This is a genomic window from Micromonospora sp. NPDC048835 (assembly GCF_040649995.1).
Taxonomy (GTDB): domain Bacteria; phylum Actinomycetota; class Actinomycetes; order Mycobacteriales; family Micromonosporaceae; genus Micromonospora.
On sequence record NZ_JBEZGM010000001.1, the window covers coordinates 296,305 to 312,841 of the forward strand.

Here is a 16,537-nt window from a genome sequence, read left to right on the forward strand (position 1 = left end):
CATTAATGCATATATATGTATCGGGGCCGCAGTCACCCTTCTCCCGGGTGGTCGGCGACGCCAGCAAATTTGTCGAATCGGTTCGACGGCTGCCTTGAGGCTGCGCTGAACCGGTGTTGCGGAGCTGGCGGATGAGTCACAGGAGGTTGGCATGCATCGTTCGAACGCCCGCCGGCGCGGCTGGTTGCCGGCAGCGGCTGGAGGACTGGCCGTAGCCGTGGTCGCCGCTAGCGTGGCTCTGGCGATCAACGGGTCGGCCCTGGCCGCGCCGGTCACGACGCAGCGTGTCGCGGCCGCCGGTGTCGATGGTGTGGCGGCCGGTAACGCCGCGATCACCTCGGTCGACCTGGGCGGGACGTGGACCTTCACGCCCGCGGGCCGGGCGGCGACCACGATCGCGGTACCCGGTGGCGGCTGGTACAAGCAGGGATTCACCACCGTGAACGAGGCGGTGTACTCGCGCAGCATCACCGTGCCGGACTCGGGGCAGCCGCAGTCGACCTGGATCGAGTTCGGTGCCGTCAACCACCAGGCGACACTGTCGGTCGACGGCCGCGTGGTCGCCACCCAGACGACGGCGTTCACCCCGTCGAACTTCGACATCAGTGCCTACGCGGCGCCCGGCACCACCCACACGATCACGGTGAACGTGAAGGGCCGCGGCGCGTTGAAGGCATCCAACGGCCGGTACCTGGTGCCCGACGCCGCCACGTGGTCCGAGGCTGTCCCGCAGGGGATCTTCGGTTCCGCGTTCCTGCGGGTGTACCCGGCGGTGTACGTCAGCGACACATTCGTGCGTACGTCGGTGGCGAACAAGACGCTGACCTACGACGTGACGGTGCGGAACACGTCGGCCAGTTCCCGGTCGGTGACGTTGACCGGGTCGCTGTCGTCCCACAACGGAACGGCTTTCAGCTACCCGGCACTGCCCAGCCGTACGGTCACCGTGGCGGCCCGCTCGACCGCGACCGTGACTGTGGGGCCGGTCGCGTGGAACCTCGACAGCACCTCGTACTGGTGGCCCAATGTGCCGTACCGGTCGGGGTACCGGGCGCAGTTGCACGGGCTGGCGGTGCACGCCGTCACCGACGACGGCCGGACGAGCGACGCCGAGTACCGGTTCGGGTTCCGGGAGGCCACCCAGAACGGTGACTACTACTACCTCAACGGTGTGCGCGTGAACTTCCGCGGCGACAACCTCCAGGGTGCCGACTATGACCGGATCAACAACGGCGGCAAGGGCGACGCGTACCACACGCTGCCCGGCTTCCTGCCCCCGTCGTCAGGCAACGGCGGCTGGCCGCAGGCGGTGGACAACTACCAGCGGCTGAACTACAACGTGGTGCGCATCCACCAGGAGCCCGGCAGCCCGTACATGTTGGATGTCGCCGACGAGATGGGCCTGATGATCATCGACGAGGTCGCGATCCGCGGTTCCCAGTCCTCGCAGGAGTGGCAGAACTCCGTCGGGCGCGAAAACATGATCAATCACGCCCGTGCGCTGGTCCTGCGCGACCGCAACCACCCCGCGATCATCCGCTGGAGTCAGAACAACGAGCCGAACCAGAGCGGCCAGGATTCCGAACAGTTCGAGAAGGACCTCTACGCGGCGATGAACGGCGCCGACGGCACCCGGCCGATCATTGTCGAGGTGGGCGTCGGCAACAATGTCAGCCTGTATCCCGGGATGACGTACGCCAACTTCGCGGTGATCCCGCACTACGTCGACGGCTTCGGCAGGTACGGGGAGGGCCTGGTCACCGTGAACGGGCGGCCCGACGGCGAGGGCGAGTTCATCTGGCCGGCATGCAACAACAAGCAGGGCTTCGAGTGGTTCGCCACCGCGACTGCCGCCAAGCGCGGCAAGGGCGCCACCGACCTGCGTCCGTACACGCTGCTGTCCGCCTGGGCCAGCGTCGTGCCCGGCGTGCGGTCCACCGACTTCACCCCGGAGGAGGGCGGTCACCCGATATACGGAGTGGACAACCTGCCCGATCCGTGGAGCAACCCGCAGATCCAGCGCGTGCAGGCGGCGTTCAACCCGGTGGCCGCGATCGACCTCCCCTACTGGTCCGCCTCCGGCAATTCGGACTCGAACGGCAACTTCCCGCTGGCGCAGGCGGTGCCCACCTACGCCCGGAACGCCACGGTGACCCGCAACATCACCGTGTTCAACGACGACCTCACCAACACCTCGGTGGGCTTGACCTGGACCGCCCGGCTCGACAGTCCCACCGGCGCGGTCGTCGCGTCCGGCAGCACCAACCTGACCGTCCCACTCGGCTCACGGGTCACCCAACCGGTGTCCTTCACTGCCCCCGCCACCGGCAGCCGCGTGTACCTGCAACTGTCGACCGCCAAGTCCGGCAGCACCGTCTTCACCGACTCGGTCGAGTACTTCAACCTCGGTGGAAGCGGTGGAACCGGACCCACACCCGGCACCTACCGCATCGTCAACCGCAACAGCGGCAAACCCCTCGCCATCGCCGGCAACTCCACCGCCGACGGCGCCAAGGCGGTCCAGCAGAGCGGCACCCCCACCTGGACGATCAGCACCACCCAGGACGCCTACACCCTGCGCTACACCGCCTCCGGAAAGATGCTCGACGTCAACGCCGGCAGCACTGCGCAGGGCCTGCAACTGCAGCAGTGGTCGGCCAACGGCGGCACCAACCAGATGTGGTACCTGCGGCCCACCAGTGACGGCTACTACACCATCGTCAGCAGAAGCAGCGGACTGGCAGCCGATGTCTCCGCCGCCTCGACCAGCGACGGGGCGCAGGTCGTGCAGTGGACCGCCAACGGCGGGACCAACCAGCAGTGGCAGTTCGTAGCCTCCTGACCAGTGGCAGAGGTGAGTGCCAAGTTCGGCCGCCGGTAACGGGCTGCCGACTGTCGCGCCGACTCGGGGGCACGGTCTGTGCCTTCGAGTCGGCGCGATCCCCTCGTGGTGGGACACGAGCTACCGATCCGGACAGACGCGGGCCCGGTCCGCTCGCTACCCGTACGAGAGCCAGGCCCGGGCGCCGCGGCTGAGTGCCCACGGTGCGCGCTGAGATCGCTTTCAGCGCGCACCGTCTGCGCTTCCTGGTGGTATGTCAGCCGCAGGCCCGGCTGGCGGTAGACCTCGGCTTTGTCGGCGGGGTCCGCGTCGCGGAGTACGGTGACGATGTTCCCGACGGCCTCGACCAACGTGGTGATCCCTGTCCGGGTCATCCAGCGTGGTGCGGCGGAGTTCCCTGCGTGCAGGTCCGTTTCGGCTCGGGTCCGTTCGGCCTGTGTCTGCACTGTCCAATCCAGTGACGACCGAGGGGCGGCTCCGGCGTTATGCTGCGGCGGTGCGCCCTGTGATGATCGCCGGCGTCGCTCTCCCACCGGTAGGATGGATCAGCCAAGTCGCTGGAGTCGGGTGGTTGGTCACTCACCCAGTTGAGTCGTCGGCGACGGTTCTGGACGCCGACCTTGGCGTCGTCAAGCGATTCGATGTGCCAGTGAAAGCGCAGAGGTTCAAGGCTAGTGTGAACCAGCGGCACCTGGCGGCAGTGACCCTCGACGAAATCGTGGTCTGCGACCGGCTCGGCCAGGTGCAGTGGCGCCGCGAACATGCGATCCCGCGCGCCGGTCTGCCTTGCGTGCCGAACTGCCATCTCGACGCCCAAGGGGTTCTGTGGGCGTACCTTCCCGCCGGGGACGAGTTGGTCGCCTACGACGCGGCGACCGGTGCGGAGCTTGACCGCGTCCGGCTGGATTCCTCGGTGGGCGCGGCCTACTTCTTCCCTCACCCGGACGGAAAACGGCTCGGGCTGCACGTCGCCATGGGCCAGGACACTCCACTGAGTCACCTGGCCCGGCTCGCCGACGGACGGATCCAGGGTCGCAATCTTCCCGGCGGATTCCTCAACGGCTTCACCTCCACCGGCGATCGGTACCTCGCACTACCTCACGGCGACGTACCGGAGATCGCCATCCGTGACGTGTACACCGGCGCGATCGTCGTCGCCTGCGGCTCCACGGAACTCCCGGACTACACCGGCGACAGCGATTACAGCCTCATGGAGGCAGCGGCACTGGTCAGCGACGACTTCGTCCTCGTGGCCGTCAACACCGACGACGGGGATTTCGAGAACCATTTACTGCTCTCTACCCGCAGTCTGCGTTGGCAGGCTGACGTCGACTACGGCCTCGAGATGACTCAGAACGCCATTGCGGCTACCGACGGCCAAGGTCGTTGGCTCACCAAAGGGCCGGACGCGACCGTGCGCCTGTGGCAACTCCCTGACCGCATCACCGACGAACTCCCCGGACAACTCGACCTCTGGTGAAACCCATGCCGTCAGCCCGAGCAGTCGGTCCTCCGGATCTGCCGCAGAGCACGCGCGGCGGCGGGCCACGGGTGGGTCACACAGCGTGATGCTGCGTGACCGGCGCAGACGTTGTCCAGTCGTGCCGAAACGAGTGCGTGTCACCGAACGATCACTCTGGGCGGGCCTCGTGGTCGAGGTTGAGCCAGAAGCGCAGGCTCGGGCTCATGCCATCAATCGAGGCAGTGACCCGTGCATTACTGTCTGCGTTCGGCTACCCAGTGGGCGAGGCCGCCGCCCGGGACAGCGACGAAGCGGAACCCCTGGATTCCCGGCGGCGGCATAGTCGTGACTGTGAACGCCTCGTACTGATCGTCCGGCTCGACGACGAGGACTGCGTCGTCGGCGAAGGTCAGAGTCAACCGACCGTCCTTGCGAATCGTGGCTGCGGTGATTTGCGCTTGGTGCCGGTCGAGCAACGGTGCCAGACCTGTCGACGTCGAAGGGTCGAACCGGCTTTCGGCGCCGGGTGCGCCGTAGGAGAACTCAGTTTCGATGCGGATCTCGATCCACGACTCGACTATGAGGGTGAATGCAAAGTCGATCCGCAGCTGCGTCACGACGCCGTCGCCGACCGGTAGCAGCCACTTACCGCTTTGCTCGATCAGCCCGGTGGGGCTTACGCGCTCGGCCATGGACCCATACTTCCCTGGAGCCTTTAGGTCGTCGAGGGCCTCGCCGTGGCACCACAGTTGCGGGAACTCCTGGTCGCCGCGCTGCACCTGCCCGTCGACGCGCTCGTACCCTTCGTTGATCACCCGACACTCGAACGCGCAGAGATCGTGCTGGGCAGCCAACAGCGCGACCGCGACGCCGACAGCCTTCTGCGGCTGCGACCACCAGGACCTGATGGGGCGCGCGCCCGCGCAACCCGCCAACAGATGGTGGACAGCCGCAGCCGCAGCCGCAGCCGCAGACACAGCCGACGGGCGGCGTTTAGTTCACGGGGAACAACCGACCTGCCTCCGCGCCCTCGGCGTTGACGAGCACCAGGACCTGACCGTCGAAACCTGCTCGTCTGGCCGTACCGAGCCATCCTCCGACCGACACACTGTCGGCGCAAAACGCCAGTGTGGTTCCTCTTTCGGTCGTGAGTAGTGTGCCGCTGGCGGCGGTGATCCACCGGCCGCTCTCGTCGTTGCAGCCGTCGGATCCGCGCCATTCACCGTCGGCCGTGAACTGCACGTATGCGGCCTTGTGCCCGGTACGCGGTACCCACCGACCTACCAGCCGGCTCCGGTCCACCGGAACCAGCGTCGCCGGTAGTGCGACCGCTGGTCTCAGGGCCCGGCGGGCCTCGTCGGTGATCACTGGCGGTTCCAGTGCGTCGTCGGCCATGTCGGGTTCGGGGGTTGGTGTCGCCCCGGGGATCAGCCGGGCGACCGGCTGCGCTCGTGCGTCCAGCAGTACGGGTAGTCCGGTGCCGTCGAATTGGAAGGCGGTGACGCGGCGCAGCCATTCGGGTGTTTCTTGACTGGCCTTCGCGCAACCGGGGATGCCTTCGACCGCGGCCGTGGAAGCCGAGAAGATGTCTGCGAGGAAGGTACCGTCGCTGCTCGCCCGCCAGGATCCGCCCAGACTGCCGCAGCGGCTGCCTACCAGGTACAGATCACCGCCTGCGAGGCGCAGGATCGTGCCCGCGCCGGGGTCGGCAACGTCGCCGATCGTCCAAGAGCCGATCAGTGACTCTGGCGCCAACGGCAGCACAGGCCCGCTAGTTCCCGAGATCGGCTGCGGGTTCGCGCGCTCCGGGAGGCTCTGCCTGCTGCATCCGGCGAGCAGCGCACCCATCACCACTAGCGTCGCGAGGTAACCCTGTCGCATCACCTCGGCTCCTCCGGTCGGGCGTCGGCCCCCCGTAGCTGGTTACCGAACCACCTGCCCTACTAACGGCCGTAACGGACATCGGGTGCGCCCGGAGTTGTTTCGATGTGTGCGGGGTTCAGTAACAGGTTGAGAGCCGTCTGGGCACCTCGGTGATGGTGGTTGTCGCGGTCGCGCCAACCGATGGCTGTCCACGCCGGGTCGGGTTGCTGTTCGACGCAGTCCACCCAGCGGCTGGGGATGGTCAGCGCGTCGTCGACGGGGACGGCGGTGCTCTGGGCGTATCTACCGAAGGTGAGCTGTTCGACCCACGCGCGGGGAAGCCGTGGAGGTGTGCACCAGGCCACGAGTCGTTGGTAGGGGGCGTGCGGCGGGTAGCCAGCCATGCCGTCGGCGACGTGGCAGGTGATCGTGGTGACCCCGCGTTGGTGATGCAGCCGGTTCGCCCAGCCGACCAGGTGATCGCTGATGTCGATGCTGGTTATGTGTCCGCTGGTCCCGGCGTGCGCGGCGAGTACCGCGCCGGACTATCCCGTGCCGGTGCCGATTTCAAGTACGCGCGACCCGTCGCCCACGTCGAGAGCCTTCACGTCGCGGTGGATGGCTTGCGCGGCGGACCGGTGCAGGGTTTCACCGCGGTGCTCGTTCTGGACGTAGTAGAGCTCGAGCGCGGCGCTGAGCGCTGGATCAGGGACGGTCACCGGACTCCTTCCGCGACGTGTGGCGGCTTGCCTTCAGTACGTTGTGATGACCGATGCTGCTCGCGGTTCAGGGCCGGGGTGAGGTCTGGGCCCTGGGCTGGTGGGCGGCCACTCGGTGGTTGGTGCCGCGTCTGCGGCCAACTGTCGCGGAAACGGCTCGGCGGTGGGCTGGCTGTGGACGGTGGCCGCTGTTCGTCCATCCACCTGCGCCAGCACCTCAGCGCCGTGAGCGTCGGTGCTGTCTGTTCCCTCGCGCGGTGGGAACCGCTGATTGCAACCGCGTGGGCACCCAGGAAAGACACCAGAGCGGGTGCTGGTGCGACGCGGCGGCGTCGACCGCGGCCATGTGCACGCCCGACGTCGACCCGCGCAGGCAGTCAAAGCCGTCCGTTGTTCACGAGTGCCAGCGCCAGGTCGTACGCCTCGACGAACTTGCCGTGCGCCACCCAACTCTTGGTCCGCATGTGCCGGGGCCAGTCCTCCCGGCGGTCGAGCAGGCGCGCCAGCGGGATGTGATAGGGCCGCTCCACGCAGTGCAGCCCGTCGGCGGAGATGACCCACTGGTCGTTGGGCATCTCGACGACCGGCCCCAGTTCCACCGGAAGCCGGCCGGTCTGTGCGGCGGCCGCCGTTCGCAGCGTGTCCACCAGGGCGCCGGCCCACCCGCCGAGCAACGCGTCGGCATCCACCATCAGGGCCGCAGCGATACGGCCTGCCAGGTCCGCCTCGTTCTCGCCAGCACGCCAGTCGAGTGTGTCGATCGGTTGACCGTCGGCCCGTTCCAGCCGCACCGGCAGGCTGGCCGCCTCGGCCGGGGATCGGGGCGCCTGGACCCGCAGCCGCGCGCCGGACGCCCGCACCTTCACTCGTACCCCGCGCGGCGCGATAGCCGAGACGGAATCGGCCTCGGCAAGTATCCGGGCCACGGCGCGCTGGGTCGGCGACTGGTCGGCGGCGGCGAACGCCTCGTCCCGGCGCTCGCCGAGTCGCTCGATGTCGTCCCGGCTGGTCGCGCTCAACGCGTCGATCATCGCGGCCGTGGCCGAGACCTCGGTGCGCACCTGCGCCAGGTCGCTGGAGATCGATCGGGTCTGCTCCTCGGTACGGCGCATCCGCGCCTCCAACATCCGGCCGAGGAACAGCAGCGGCATCAGCATCACCAGTGCCGAACCGAACTGCTGGAGCAGGCCGGGCACGTAGGACCGGCCTGCGATCAGCCAACCGGCCACCACCATCCCGGCGCCGACAAGTGTCGCCAGGATCGGCAGGGTGATGTTGGGGTCTCGGGCGAGACGCCAGAACCTGACCAGCATGTGCCTCATTCCCCCCGGTGGCGGTGCTCGGTTATCGTCGGGAAGGGACCGGTGACGGTCCAGTGCTCCGGACCGCAGGTTGGTTCCATCATCCCTGGGCGGTGCCCATGCGCGCGACCGAGACCAAAGTGGTCGGTGTGCCGGTGGCCTACGGGCTGGAGACCTTCCGCAACCGGGTCGACGAGCTCGAGCACATCGTCGAGGCGCTGGTGCGGCCCGACACCCGCGTCGTGACTGTCGTCGGCCGGCGCGGCATCGGCAAGAGCGCCCTCGCCGCCAAGGCCGCCGAGCGGCTGATGACGGCCGCCGACGGACATCGTCCGGGCGGCATCGTCAACGTCAGCTCCCGCACCTCCGGGATCAGCCTGGAGCGGATCTTCCTCGACGCCGCCCACCTGCTCGGTCCTGCCGAGGAGGAGCGCCTGCTCCAGGTCTGGTCCAGCGGCCGTTCGGCGGCCGACAAGGTACTCGAACTCTTCAGCGCGCTGGCCCCGCTGCGCTGCCTGATCGTCGTCGACAACCTGGAGGACCACCTCACGGACGAGGGGGAGTTGACGGACGAGGACCTACGGCTCCTGCTCGACCTGGTCTTCCGGGCACCGCGCCCGCCACGCCTGCTGATCACCAGCCAGGTGCCGCCGGCCCTGCCTGCGGCGGTCCGCCGCTACGAGGCCCGCCTCCGGCTGGACCAGGGGCTCCCCACCGAGGAGGCGGTCGAGTTGCTGCGCGACCTCGACCGCTCCGGAACGACGGCGCTGGGCCATGCCAGCGGTGCCGAGCTCGCCGAGATGGTCCGCAAGGTGTACGGCATCCCCCGCGCGCTGGAACTGGTCTTCGCCGCGATGAGCGACGACTACCTGACCATGCCGTCGCTGGGCGAGATGCTGACGTCGTTCGGCAGCCGCGGCGACATCGTGGCCGGCCTGGCCCAGGACCGCTACCACCGCCTCGACGAGCGGGCCAGGATCGTGCTGGACGTGCTCGCGGTCTTTCACCGGCCGGCGTCGGTGGAGGCGGTCGCCTGGGTGCTCCGGCCGATCGCGCCGGCCGTCGACGCCGCTCCGGCCCTCGCCACGTTGGCGCGTACCCACATGGCGACGCTGGACCGGCAGTCCCGCACGTTCGTGCTGCACCCGCTCGACGCCGACCTGGCCTACGCCGGCCTGCCGGAGTCCGGCGCGCTCGGTCGGCGGTCGCTGGAGCGGCGTGTCGCGCAGTATTACCTGCACGAGGCGCCGGACGAGTCGCGGTGGGAGGTCGTCGACGATGTGTCGGCGTACCGCTGGGCGTTTCACCACTGGGTCAAGGCGTACGACTATGGCCTGGCCGCGCGGTTGCTGGAGCAGATCGGCGAGTTCATGGTCTGGCGCGGATCGACGGCCGCCGTGATCGAGATGCACGCCGAGGTCGACGGCCACCTTACCGATGACGACACCATCCTGGCGCACCTGCTCGGCTTCGGTTTCGCCCGCACGATCGGTGGCCCGGTGGCCGCCGCGGTGCCGTTGCTGGAGCGCGCCGAGGAACTGGCCCGCGCCGACGGGGACGAACGGAAGGTGGAGAACGCGCTGCGCCTGCTCTCCGGCGCGTACCGGCCTGCGGGTCGACTCCAGGACGCGATCACCAGCGGGCTGGCCGCCGCCGACCTGGCGCACCGGCTCGGCAACTACCACAACGAGAGCCACTCCCTGATCAACGTCAGCCTCGCCCACAGCTACCTGGGCAACATGGGCGACGGGCTGCGCACCGCCGAGCGGCTGCGTGAGCTCGGTGAGGCACACGACGACGACCTGCTGGTGGCGCGGGCGCGGGACGCGAAGAGCGCCGCCTACCTCGTCGGGCAACGGTGGGCGGACGCCCGGGACGAGGCGGCCGCCGCCATCGGCGCGTACGAGCGCAGTCGGGTCACCGAGGCAATCGGGTACGCCCGCAACGTGCTGGGCCTCGCGCAGCTCGGGCTCGGTGACACCGGGACGGCGACCGACACTTTCCAGCTTGGCCTGGCCGACGCCTTCACCTCCGAGCAGCCGAGGGTCGAGGGCTTCTGTCGGTACAACCTCGCCTGGGTCTACTGGTCGACGGGGCGACTCCAGGAGGCCACCGGCGAGGCACAGCTCAGCCGGCGCGCGTTCGAACGGGCCGGTAGCGCCGAAGAGCCGGCCGCCGCCGCGCTCGCGCTCGCCGCTGCCGCGATGCTGGCCGGCGACGTACCCGAGGCATCCGCGCGGCTGGCCGAGGCGACCCGGCATGTCGGCGCGAACCCGGATCTCTGCCCGGCGGCATGGCTCAGCGCCGAGGCGGAACGATTGACGAGAGCGGGTGCGGAATGAGTGGACCGGAGGAACTCGTGGGCGCGGCCCAGCTCGCCTACTTCCACGGTCGGGACCGGGATGCCGTCGCGTTGTGCGAACAGGCGCTCGACCTGCTCGACGCCGAACCGGTACGGCGACCGGAGCCCCGGGTCCGAGCGCTGCACGTGCTGCTCTCGGCCACCCAGCGCTGGTGGGGCGCCGAGGGGTCGCCGCAGCGGCCGACCGCCGAGTTGGTGGCGGCGGTGCTGGCCACCGCGGACGACAGCGGCGACCCGCTGCTGAAGTCGATGGCCCGCCACGCGCGGGGCGCGTACCTGATCGCCTCGAACAGCCTGCCCGAGGCGATCTCCGTGCTGGAGGAGGCGGTCCGGTACGCCCGGGTGAGCGGCGACCCGCTGGCACAGGTCGACGCCATCGCCGAGCTCGGCCACCATATGGCCGGCAGGGACCTACACCGCACGCTGGAGCTGCTCACCGAGGCGCACGCGCTTGTCGACGGGCTGGACAGTCGCGACATCGGGGTGCTGGTGCGATCGGGTCGGATTGCTGGCTTCCTCGGGGTCGGCCACTTCGACGCGGGGAACTTCGACGAGGGGGAGAGCTGGCTGCGCCGGGCGCTCGCCGACCTGGAGACCGCCGGCATCCTCGACCAGTTCCTCATGATGTCCAACTACCTCGGACAGCTCCTGGTGGCCGCGGGCCGCTTCGCGGAGGGGCGTGAGGTGCTCGGCCGGGCGATCGACCGTACGCCGCGGGAGTCGGACGCGAGCACTCACCTCGGCTACAACCTCGGCCTGCTCGGAAAGCTGGAGTTGGAGAGCGGCCGGCCGGCCGAGGCGGCCGGCCCGATCAACGAGGGGTGGCGGCACCTCCGCCAGACCCGGCACGCGAGCGTCCGCCCGATCCTGCGCAACTACCTCGCCGAGCTGCTCATCCACCCGGGCTACGAGCGGCGGGACCCGGCGGCCGCGGACCGGCTGCTCGTGGAGAACGAGGAGGACGCGCGTCGAACCGGCTTCCTGCGTAGCGAACTCAACGCGCTGATCCTGCACGCCCAGGTGCGGCTCGAACTCGGTGACCTCCCGGGTGCCGTCACACTGGCCGAGCAGGCGGCGACCCGGTTGGAGAAGGCGGGGGCTCTGCCGGCGCTGCGCAGCGAGGAGGTCCACCTGGTGCACCACGACGTGCTGCGGCGTGCCGGCAGGGACGCCGACGCGCAGCGGGCGCTCGCCCGGGCCCGGGACATCCTGCTGGCCAAGGCCGAGACGATGGCCGACCCCGAGCACCGCCGCGTCTTTCTGACCCGGGTGCCGGTGAGCGCCGCGATCCTGGCCGCGACGGACCGCTGGTCGTGACCCAGCCGGCGGCGCCCCGTGATCATCGTGGTCAGACGCCCTCGAGTCGACCGGACGACGGGCGCAGGTACACGAACCAGGTGATGACGAAGCAGATCGCGTAGAAGGCGATGAAGGCGATGTAGGCCGCATCCGCGGTCTGGTAGGTCAGGAACGACTGCCGGAAGGCAAGATTCACGAGGACTCCGCCGAACGCGCCGATGGCGCCGGCGACGCCGATGAGCGCGCCGGAGAGGCGCCGTGCCTCGTGCTCCGCCGCCCGGTCGTGCGGGTCGGCCGCGCCGGCGGCGGTCGGCCGCACACCGCACCTGGCCCGGAAGATCGCCGGGATCATCTTGTACGTCGAGCCGTTGCCGACGCCGCTGAACACGAACAGGGCGATGAAACCGACCAGGTACAACGGCAGCGAACGTTGCTGGGAGGCGAGCAGGACTATCGACGCGCCGGCCGCCATCGCCACGAAGTTCACGAAGGTGACCCGGGCCCCGCCGAGTCGGTCGGCCAGGACACCGCCCACGGGACGGATGAGTGAGCCGAGCAGCGGTCCGAGGAACGTCAGGTATGCCGCCTTCACCGGGGTGTCGAAGGTGTCGGCGAACTGCACCTGAAGCACCTGGCCGAAGGCGAACCCGAAGCCGATGAACGACCCGAACGTGCCGATGTAGAGCAGCGACATGATCCAGGTGTGCGGTTCGCGGGCGACGTCACGCATGGCCCGCTTCTCGTTGCGGGCGTGGCTGAGGTTGTCCATGAACATCGCGGATCCGAGTGCCGCCAGCACGATCGCCGGTAGGTAGATGCCCGCGACGATGCCGGGATTGCCCGCCCCCAGGACCGCCAGCACGAACAGGCCGACGAGCTGGACCGCGGCGACGCCGAGGTTGCCGCCGCCGGCGTTGATGCCGAGCGCCCAGCCCTTGAGCCGGTCCGGGTAGTAGGCGTTGATGTTCGCCATCGAGGAGGCGAAGTTCCCGCCGCCGACGCCGGCCAGCGCGGCGATGAGCAGCAGCGTCGAGTACGGGACGCCGGGCCGGATCAGGAGAGCGCCGAGCAGGCTCGGGATCAGCAGCAGTGACGCGCTGATGATCGTCCAGTTGCGGCCACCGAACCGGGCCACGGCAAGGGTGTACGGGATCCGCAGCACCGACCCGACCAGTGCGGGCACGGCGGTGAGCAGGAACTTTCCGGCCGGGTCGATGCCGTACTGCGGCCCGAGGAACAGCACCAGTACCGACCACATCGTCCAGATGGAGAAGCCGATGTGTTCGGAGAAGATGGAGAAGATCAGGTTGCGCCGGGCGATACGGGATCCGCGGCGCTCCCAGAAGATCGGGTCCTCGGGCCGCCAGTCCTCGATCCAGCGCCCGCGAAGGCTCAGGCTGCTCCGGTCCTGCTCGATGCTGCCGGGCACGGCCGTGGTCATGGTTCCTCCCAGGTGAGTCCTCGGTCCGCTCGACACCTTGACTGGTTCGCTCCTCAGGCCGGCGGCAGACCCACCACCAGGCGTCCGTCGGCGTCGGCACGGACCGGGTACACGGTGAGTGGGGACTGGCCGGTGGTGGAACAGCCGGTGGCCAACTCGAAGGCGTTCTGGTGCAGGGGGCAGACGACGACCTTCATGTCCACCAGGCCGTCCGCGAGCGGCCCGCCGGCGTGCGGGCAGATCGCCGACACCGCGCGCAGGCTGCCGTCACGCAGCCGGAAGACGGCGATCATGTCGTCCCCCACCGCGTAGGCACGCCCCTCCCCGTGGGGGATCTCGTCGACCGGCCCGAGCCGGTGTTCCACGGCGACGAGCCTGGCCATCACGCCCGCCTCGCGGCTGTCGGAGCGACGCCGTTGACCGGCACCTGGGGCAGGACCGCCAACGGCAGGGAGGTGCGGAATTGTCCTGGAGTGACCGGGTCGCGCCGCTCCAGCCACGGGTCGCGGTAGGCGGCCACGGAGGCGTCCATGGCCGCGTCGAGCCGCGCCGCGATGCCGTCGCCGTCGTCGACGACCACCGCCCGGATGTGGTCGATGCCGAGCCGGGGTACCCACGCGTACGTGCGCTCCAACCAGTTCGCGCTCTCCCGGTAGTACTGCAGGAACCGGCCGGTCAGCGTGATGACCTCGTCGGGCGAGTCGACGACGGCGAGCAGGTCCCCCTTGCGTACGTGGGCGCCGGCGGCCCCGCCGACGTAGATCTCCCACCTGCCGCCGTCGATGGCGACAACACCAAGATCCTTGACGTACGCCTCGGCGCAGTTACGGGGGCAGCCGGTGACGGCGAGCTTCATCTTGCCGGGGCCCTCGATACCCTTGAACCGGTCCTCGATGGCGATGCCGAGAGCGGTGGAGTCGCCGACGCCGAAGCGGCAGAAGTCGGAGCCGACGCAGGTCTTCACCGTCCGGAAGCTCTTGCCGTAGGCGTACCCGGAGGGCATGTCGAGGTCCGCCCACACCCCCGGCAGGTCTTCCTTGCGGATGCCGAGCAGGTCGAGGCGCTGGCCGCCGGTGATCTTGACCAGTGGTACGGAGTACTTCTCGGCCACCTCGGCGATCCGCTTGAGCTGCGCCGGTGTGGTCACGCCGCCCTTGATCTGGGGGACGACCGAGAAGGTGCCGTCGCGCTGGATGTTGGCATGCACCCGATCGTTGATGAAGCGGGCGTCGCGTTCGTCGACGTACTCGTCGCCCCACATCATCTTCAACAGCGAGGCCAGGCCCATCTTGCTCTTCGCGTCCTCCGCGCCGCCGGGCACGAGGGTGGCGAACACCGCGGAGACGGATTTCAGGCCGTGTTCGCGGATCACCGCCATCAGCTCCGCCTTCGGCATCGGCACACCGGGGACGTACCAGCTCGCGGCCGGGTCGTCCTCGACCTTGCCGTCAGCGGCCCACTCGACGATCTGGGCGACCAGGCCCTTGCACGACCCGCAGCCCTTGCCGGCCCGGGTGGCGTCCATGACACCGGTGAGGGTCTTCACGCCGCCCTGCACGGTGCCGACCAGCGCCCGCTTGGTGACGCCGTTGCAGTTGCACACCTGCACGTCGTCACCGAGCTCCGCGGCACTTTCGCCGGCCGACGGTGCGCCGAGGTCGAACAACATCTCGACCCGCTCCTGCGGGAGGGCGAGCCCACGGTCGAAGGCCTGCACGAGGAACGCGACCTTCCGCACGTCGCCGAGGAGGGTCGCGCCGACGAGCCGGTCGTCGCGGATGATGATGCTCTTGTAGACGCCCTTGCGCGGCTCGGCGAAGACGATCGTCTCGTCGTCGTCGCGTTCCGCCTCCCTCAGGCCCATCGACGCGACGTCCACGCCCGCCACCTTGAGCTTCGTGGCCAGTCGGGAGCCGTGGTACGCCGCGTTCGGGTTCGTCCCGGTGATGTGGTCGGCGAGCACCCGAGCCTGCTCCCACAGTGGAGCCACCAGGCCGTACGTCTGGCCGCGGTGCTGGGCGCACTCGCCGACGGAGTAGATGTCGACCTCGTCCTGCACGCGCATCTGGTCGTCCACGACGATGCCCCGCTCCACCGGCAGCCCGCTTGTCGCGGCCATCTCGGCGTTCGCCCGGATGCCGGCGGCCACGACGACGACGTCGCAGGCGATGGTCCGGCCGTCCTTGAGTTTGACCCCGGTCACGGCGTGCTTGCCGAGCACCTCGGTGGTGTGCGCGCCGAGGACGACCTCGATGCCGAGTCGCTCGATGCTGCGCCGCAGGATGGCGCCCGCCTGGGCGTCCAACTGGGCGTTCATCAGATGGCCGGCGGCGTGCACCAGGGTCACGTGGGGCAGGTGATTCTGCAGGCCACGCGCGGCCTCCAGACCGAGCAGGCCGCCGCCGATCACCACCGCGCGCTCGTGCTCGCGGGCGTACCGGACCATGTTGCGGGTGTCGTCGATGGTGCGGAACGCGAACACGCCCTGGTGGTAGCCGCGCCCAGGGCGGTGGATGCCGGGAATGGGCGGGACGAACGCCCGGCTGCCAGTGGCGATGATCAACTTGTCGTACGGCGTCTCGGTGCCGTCGTCCGCGTAGACCCGCCGGGCGAACCTGTCGATGCGGGTGACCCGGGTGCCGGCGTGCAGGGTGATGCCGTTCTCGGCGTACCAGGACATGTCGTTGAGGAAGATGCCCGCCTCGTCGTCGGCCCCGGCAAGCACGTTGGAGAGCAGGATGCGGTTGTAGTTGCCGTACGGCTCCTCGCCGAACATCGTGATGGCGAACTGGTCGCCCCCGCCGCGTTCGAGGATCTCCTCGACCGTGCGGGCGCCGGCCATCCCGTTGCCCACCACGACGAGGCGTCGGCGCTTGTCGACGCCGCCCATCAGACCTCGACCAGACCCAGGTCGACGATCACGGTGCCGGACACCCCGGCGGGCGCCGCCACGTGCACCTCGATACTGGTGCCGGCGTCGAGGTCCTCCACCACCCGCAGCGGCACGTGGACGTCGGACCTGGCGCCGATCGGGAAGTACCGCATCGGCTGGCCGTCGCGCACGAGCAGGACACAGATCAGCTCACCACTGGCATTGCCGCCGCGGAAGTAGACCGGCTGGGCCACGACGCCGCCCGGCACCACGTAGCTGAGCGTGCCGTCGACGAGGCCGGGCCGGTCGAGGCCCTTGCCCTCGAAGCTGTAGACGCCTTGCAGGAAACGGGGAGTGGTGTGCACAGCAGAGCCCC

At 69.4% G+C, this 16,537-nt stretch carries 13 protein-coding genes; 4 read left to right on the plus strand and 9 right to left on the minus strand.

Annotated elements, in window-relative coordinates; genetic code table 11:
• The first annotated feature begins 151 nt into the window (after nt 1-151).
• Entirely contained in the window at nt 152-2,842 is a 2,691-nt protein-coding gene (locus AB0C15_RS01170) for an RICIN domain-containing protein (RefSeq protein ID WP_357347388.1), read from the plus strand.
• Between the two features lie 676 nt (nt 2,843-3,518).
• Nucleotides 3,519-4,322, plus strand: a complete 804-nt coding sequence (locus tag AB0C15_RS01175) for a hypothetical protein (protein WP_357347390.1) — start codon at nt 3,519-3,521, stop codon at nt 4,320-4,322.
• 236 nt (nt 4,323-4,558) lie between these two features.
• Here AB0C15_RS01175 and AB0C15_RS01180 read toward each other — a convergent pair whose 3' ends face one another.
• The 5 genes from AB0C15_RS01180 to AB0C15_RS01200 form a co-directional block, all read right to left on the minus strand.
• On the minus strand, nt 4,559-5,281 hold the full coding sequence (locus AB0C15_RS01180) for a DUF6188 family protein (RefSeq protein WP_357347393.1): 723 nt from the start codon (nt 5,279-5,281) through the stop codon (nt 4,559-4,561).
• A 16-nt stretch (nt 5,282-5,297) separates the two neighbouring features.
• Nucleotides 5,298-6,185, minus strand: a complete 888-nt coding sequence (locus AB0C15_RS01185; protein WP_357347395.1) for an META domain-containing protein — start codon at nt 6,183-6,185, stop codon at nt 5,298-5,300.
• Between the two features lie 62 nt (nt 6,186-6,247).
• Nucleotides 6,248-6,670, minus strand: a complete 423-nt coding sequence (locus AB0C15_RS01190; protein WP_357347890.1) for a hypothetical protein — start codon at nt 6,668-6,670, stop codon at nt 6,248-6,250.
• A 42-nt stretch (nt 6,671-6,712) separates the two neighbouring features.
• Nucleotides 6,713-6,886, minus strand: a complete 174-nt coding sequence (locus AB0C15_RS01195; protein WP_357347397.1) for a hypothetical protein — start codon at nt 6,884-6,886, stop codon at nt 6,713-6,715.
• A 377-nt stretch (nt 6,887-7,263) separates the two neighbouring features.
• Nucleotides 7,264-8,199: a hypothetical protein gene (locus tag AB0C15_RS01200; protein ID WP_357347399.1), complete on the minus strand. Its 936-nt coding sequence runs from the start codon at nt 8,197-8,199 to the stop codon at nt 7,264-7,266.
• A 107-nt stretch (nt 8,200-8,306) separates the two neighbouring features.
• On the opposite strand from AB0C15_RS01200, the gene AB0C15_RS01205 reads away from it, so the two are divergent.
• Together AB0C15_RS01205 and AB0C15_RS01210 are read left to right on the plus strand one after the other, a co-directional pair.
• Nucleotides 8,307-10,529, plus strand: coding sequence for an AAA family ATPase (locus AB0C15_RS01205; RefSeq protein ID WP_357347401.1), 2,223 nt, complete (start codon nt 8,307-8,309; stop codon nt 10,527-10,529).
• Nucleotides 10,526-11,866 (plus strand): hypothetical protein, encoded by a 1,341-nt coding sequence (locus tag AB0C15_RS01210; RefSeq protein ID WP_357347403.1) that lies wholly within the window; start codon nt 10,526-10,528, stop codon nt 11,864-11,866. The genes AB0C15_RS01205 and AB0C15_RS01210 overlap by 4 nt, the downstream gene beginning before the upstream one ends.
• Before the next feature lie 31 nt (nt 11,867-11,897).
• Here the strand turns inward: AB0C15_RS01210 and AB0C15_RS01215 are convergent, their stop codons facing one another.
• From AB0C15_RS01215 to AB0C15_RS01230, 4 genes are read right to left on the minus strand one after another with little or no spacing between them, the layout of a single operon-like run.
• The gene (locus AB0C15_RS01215) at nt 11,898-13,289 is read right to left on the minus strand and encodes a nitrate/nitrite transporter (RefSeq protein ID WP_357347405.1); all 1,392 of its coding nucleotides are present in this window, start codon (nt 13,287-13,289) and stop codon (nt 11,898-11,900) included.
• Between the two features lie 53 nt (nt 13,290-13,342).
• A complete protein-coding gene (locus AB0C15_RS01220) occupies nt 13,343-13,672 on the minus strand; it encodes a Rieske (2Fe-2S) protein (protein WP_357347407.1) in 330 nt (109 codons plus the stop codon).
• Complete coding sequence (gene nirB, locus AB0C15_RS01225; protein WP_357347409.1) at nt 13,672-16,179, minus strand: nitrite reductase large subunit NirB; 2,508 nt, start codon at nt 16,177-16,179, stop codon at nt 13,672-13,674. The genes AB0C15_RS01220 and nirB overlap by 1 nt, the downstream gene beginning before the upstream one ends.
• The gene (locus AB0C15_RS01230; protein WP_357347411.1) at nt 16,179-16,526 is read right to left on the minus strand and encodes a molybdopterin oxidoreductase; all 348 of its coding nucleotides are present in this window, start codon (nt 16,524-16,526) and stop codon (nt 16,179-16,181) included. The genes nirB and AB0C15_RS01230 overlap by 1 nt, the downstream gene beginning before the upstream one ends.
• Nucleotides 16,527-16,537: the final 11 nt, after the last annotated feature.

Coding starts and splice junctions, on each gene's coding strand:
- AB0C15_RS01215 (WP_357347405.1), bottom strand. CDS start 13,289: ATGACCACGGCCGTGCCCGGCAGCATCGAGCAGGACCGGAGCAGCCTG.
- AB0C15_RS01205 (WP_357347401.1), top strand. CDS start 8,307: ATGCGCGCGACCGAGACCAAAGTGGTCGGTGTGCCGGTGGCCTACGGG.
- AB0C15_RS01170 (WP_357347388.1), top strand. CDS start 152: ATGCATCGTTCGAACGCCCGCCGGCGCGGCTGGTTGCCGGCAGCGGCT.
- AB0C15_RS01200 (WP_357347399.1), bottom strand. CDS start 8,199: ATGCTGGTCAGGTTCTGGCGTCTCGCCCGAGACCCCAACATCACCCTG.
- AB0C15_RS01220 (WP_357347407.1), bottom strand. CDS start 13,672: ATGGCCAGGCTCGTCGCCGTGGAACACCGGCTCGGGCCGGTCGACGAG.
- AB0C15_RS01210 (WP_357347403.1), top strand. CDS start 10,526: ATGAGTGGACCGGAGGAACTCGTGGGCGCGGCCCAGCTCGCCTACTTC.
- nirB (WP_357347409.1), bottom strand. CDS start 16,179: ATGGGCGGCGTCGACAAGCGCCGACGCCTCGTCGTGGTGGGCAACGGG.
- AB0C15_RS01185 (WP_357347395.1), bottom strand. CDS start 6,185: ATGCGACAGGGTTACCTCGCGACGCTAGTGGTGATGGGTGCGCTGCTC.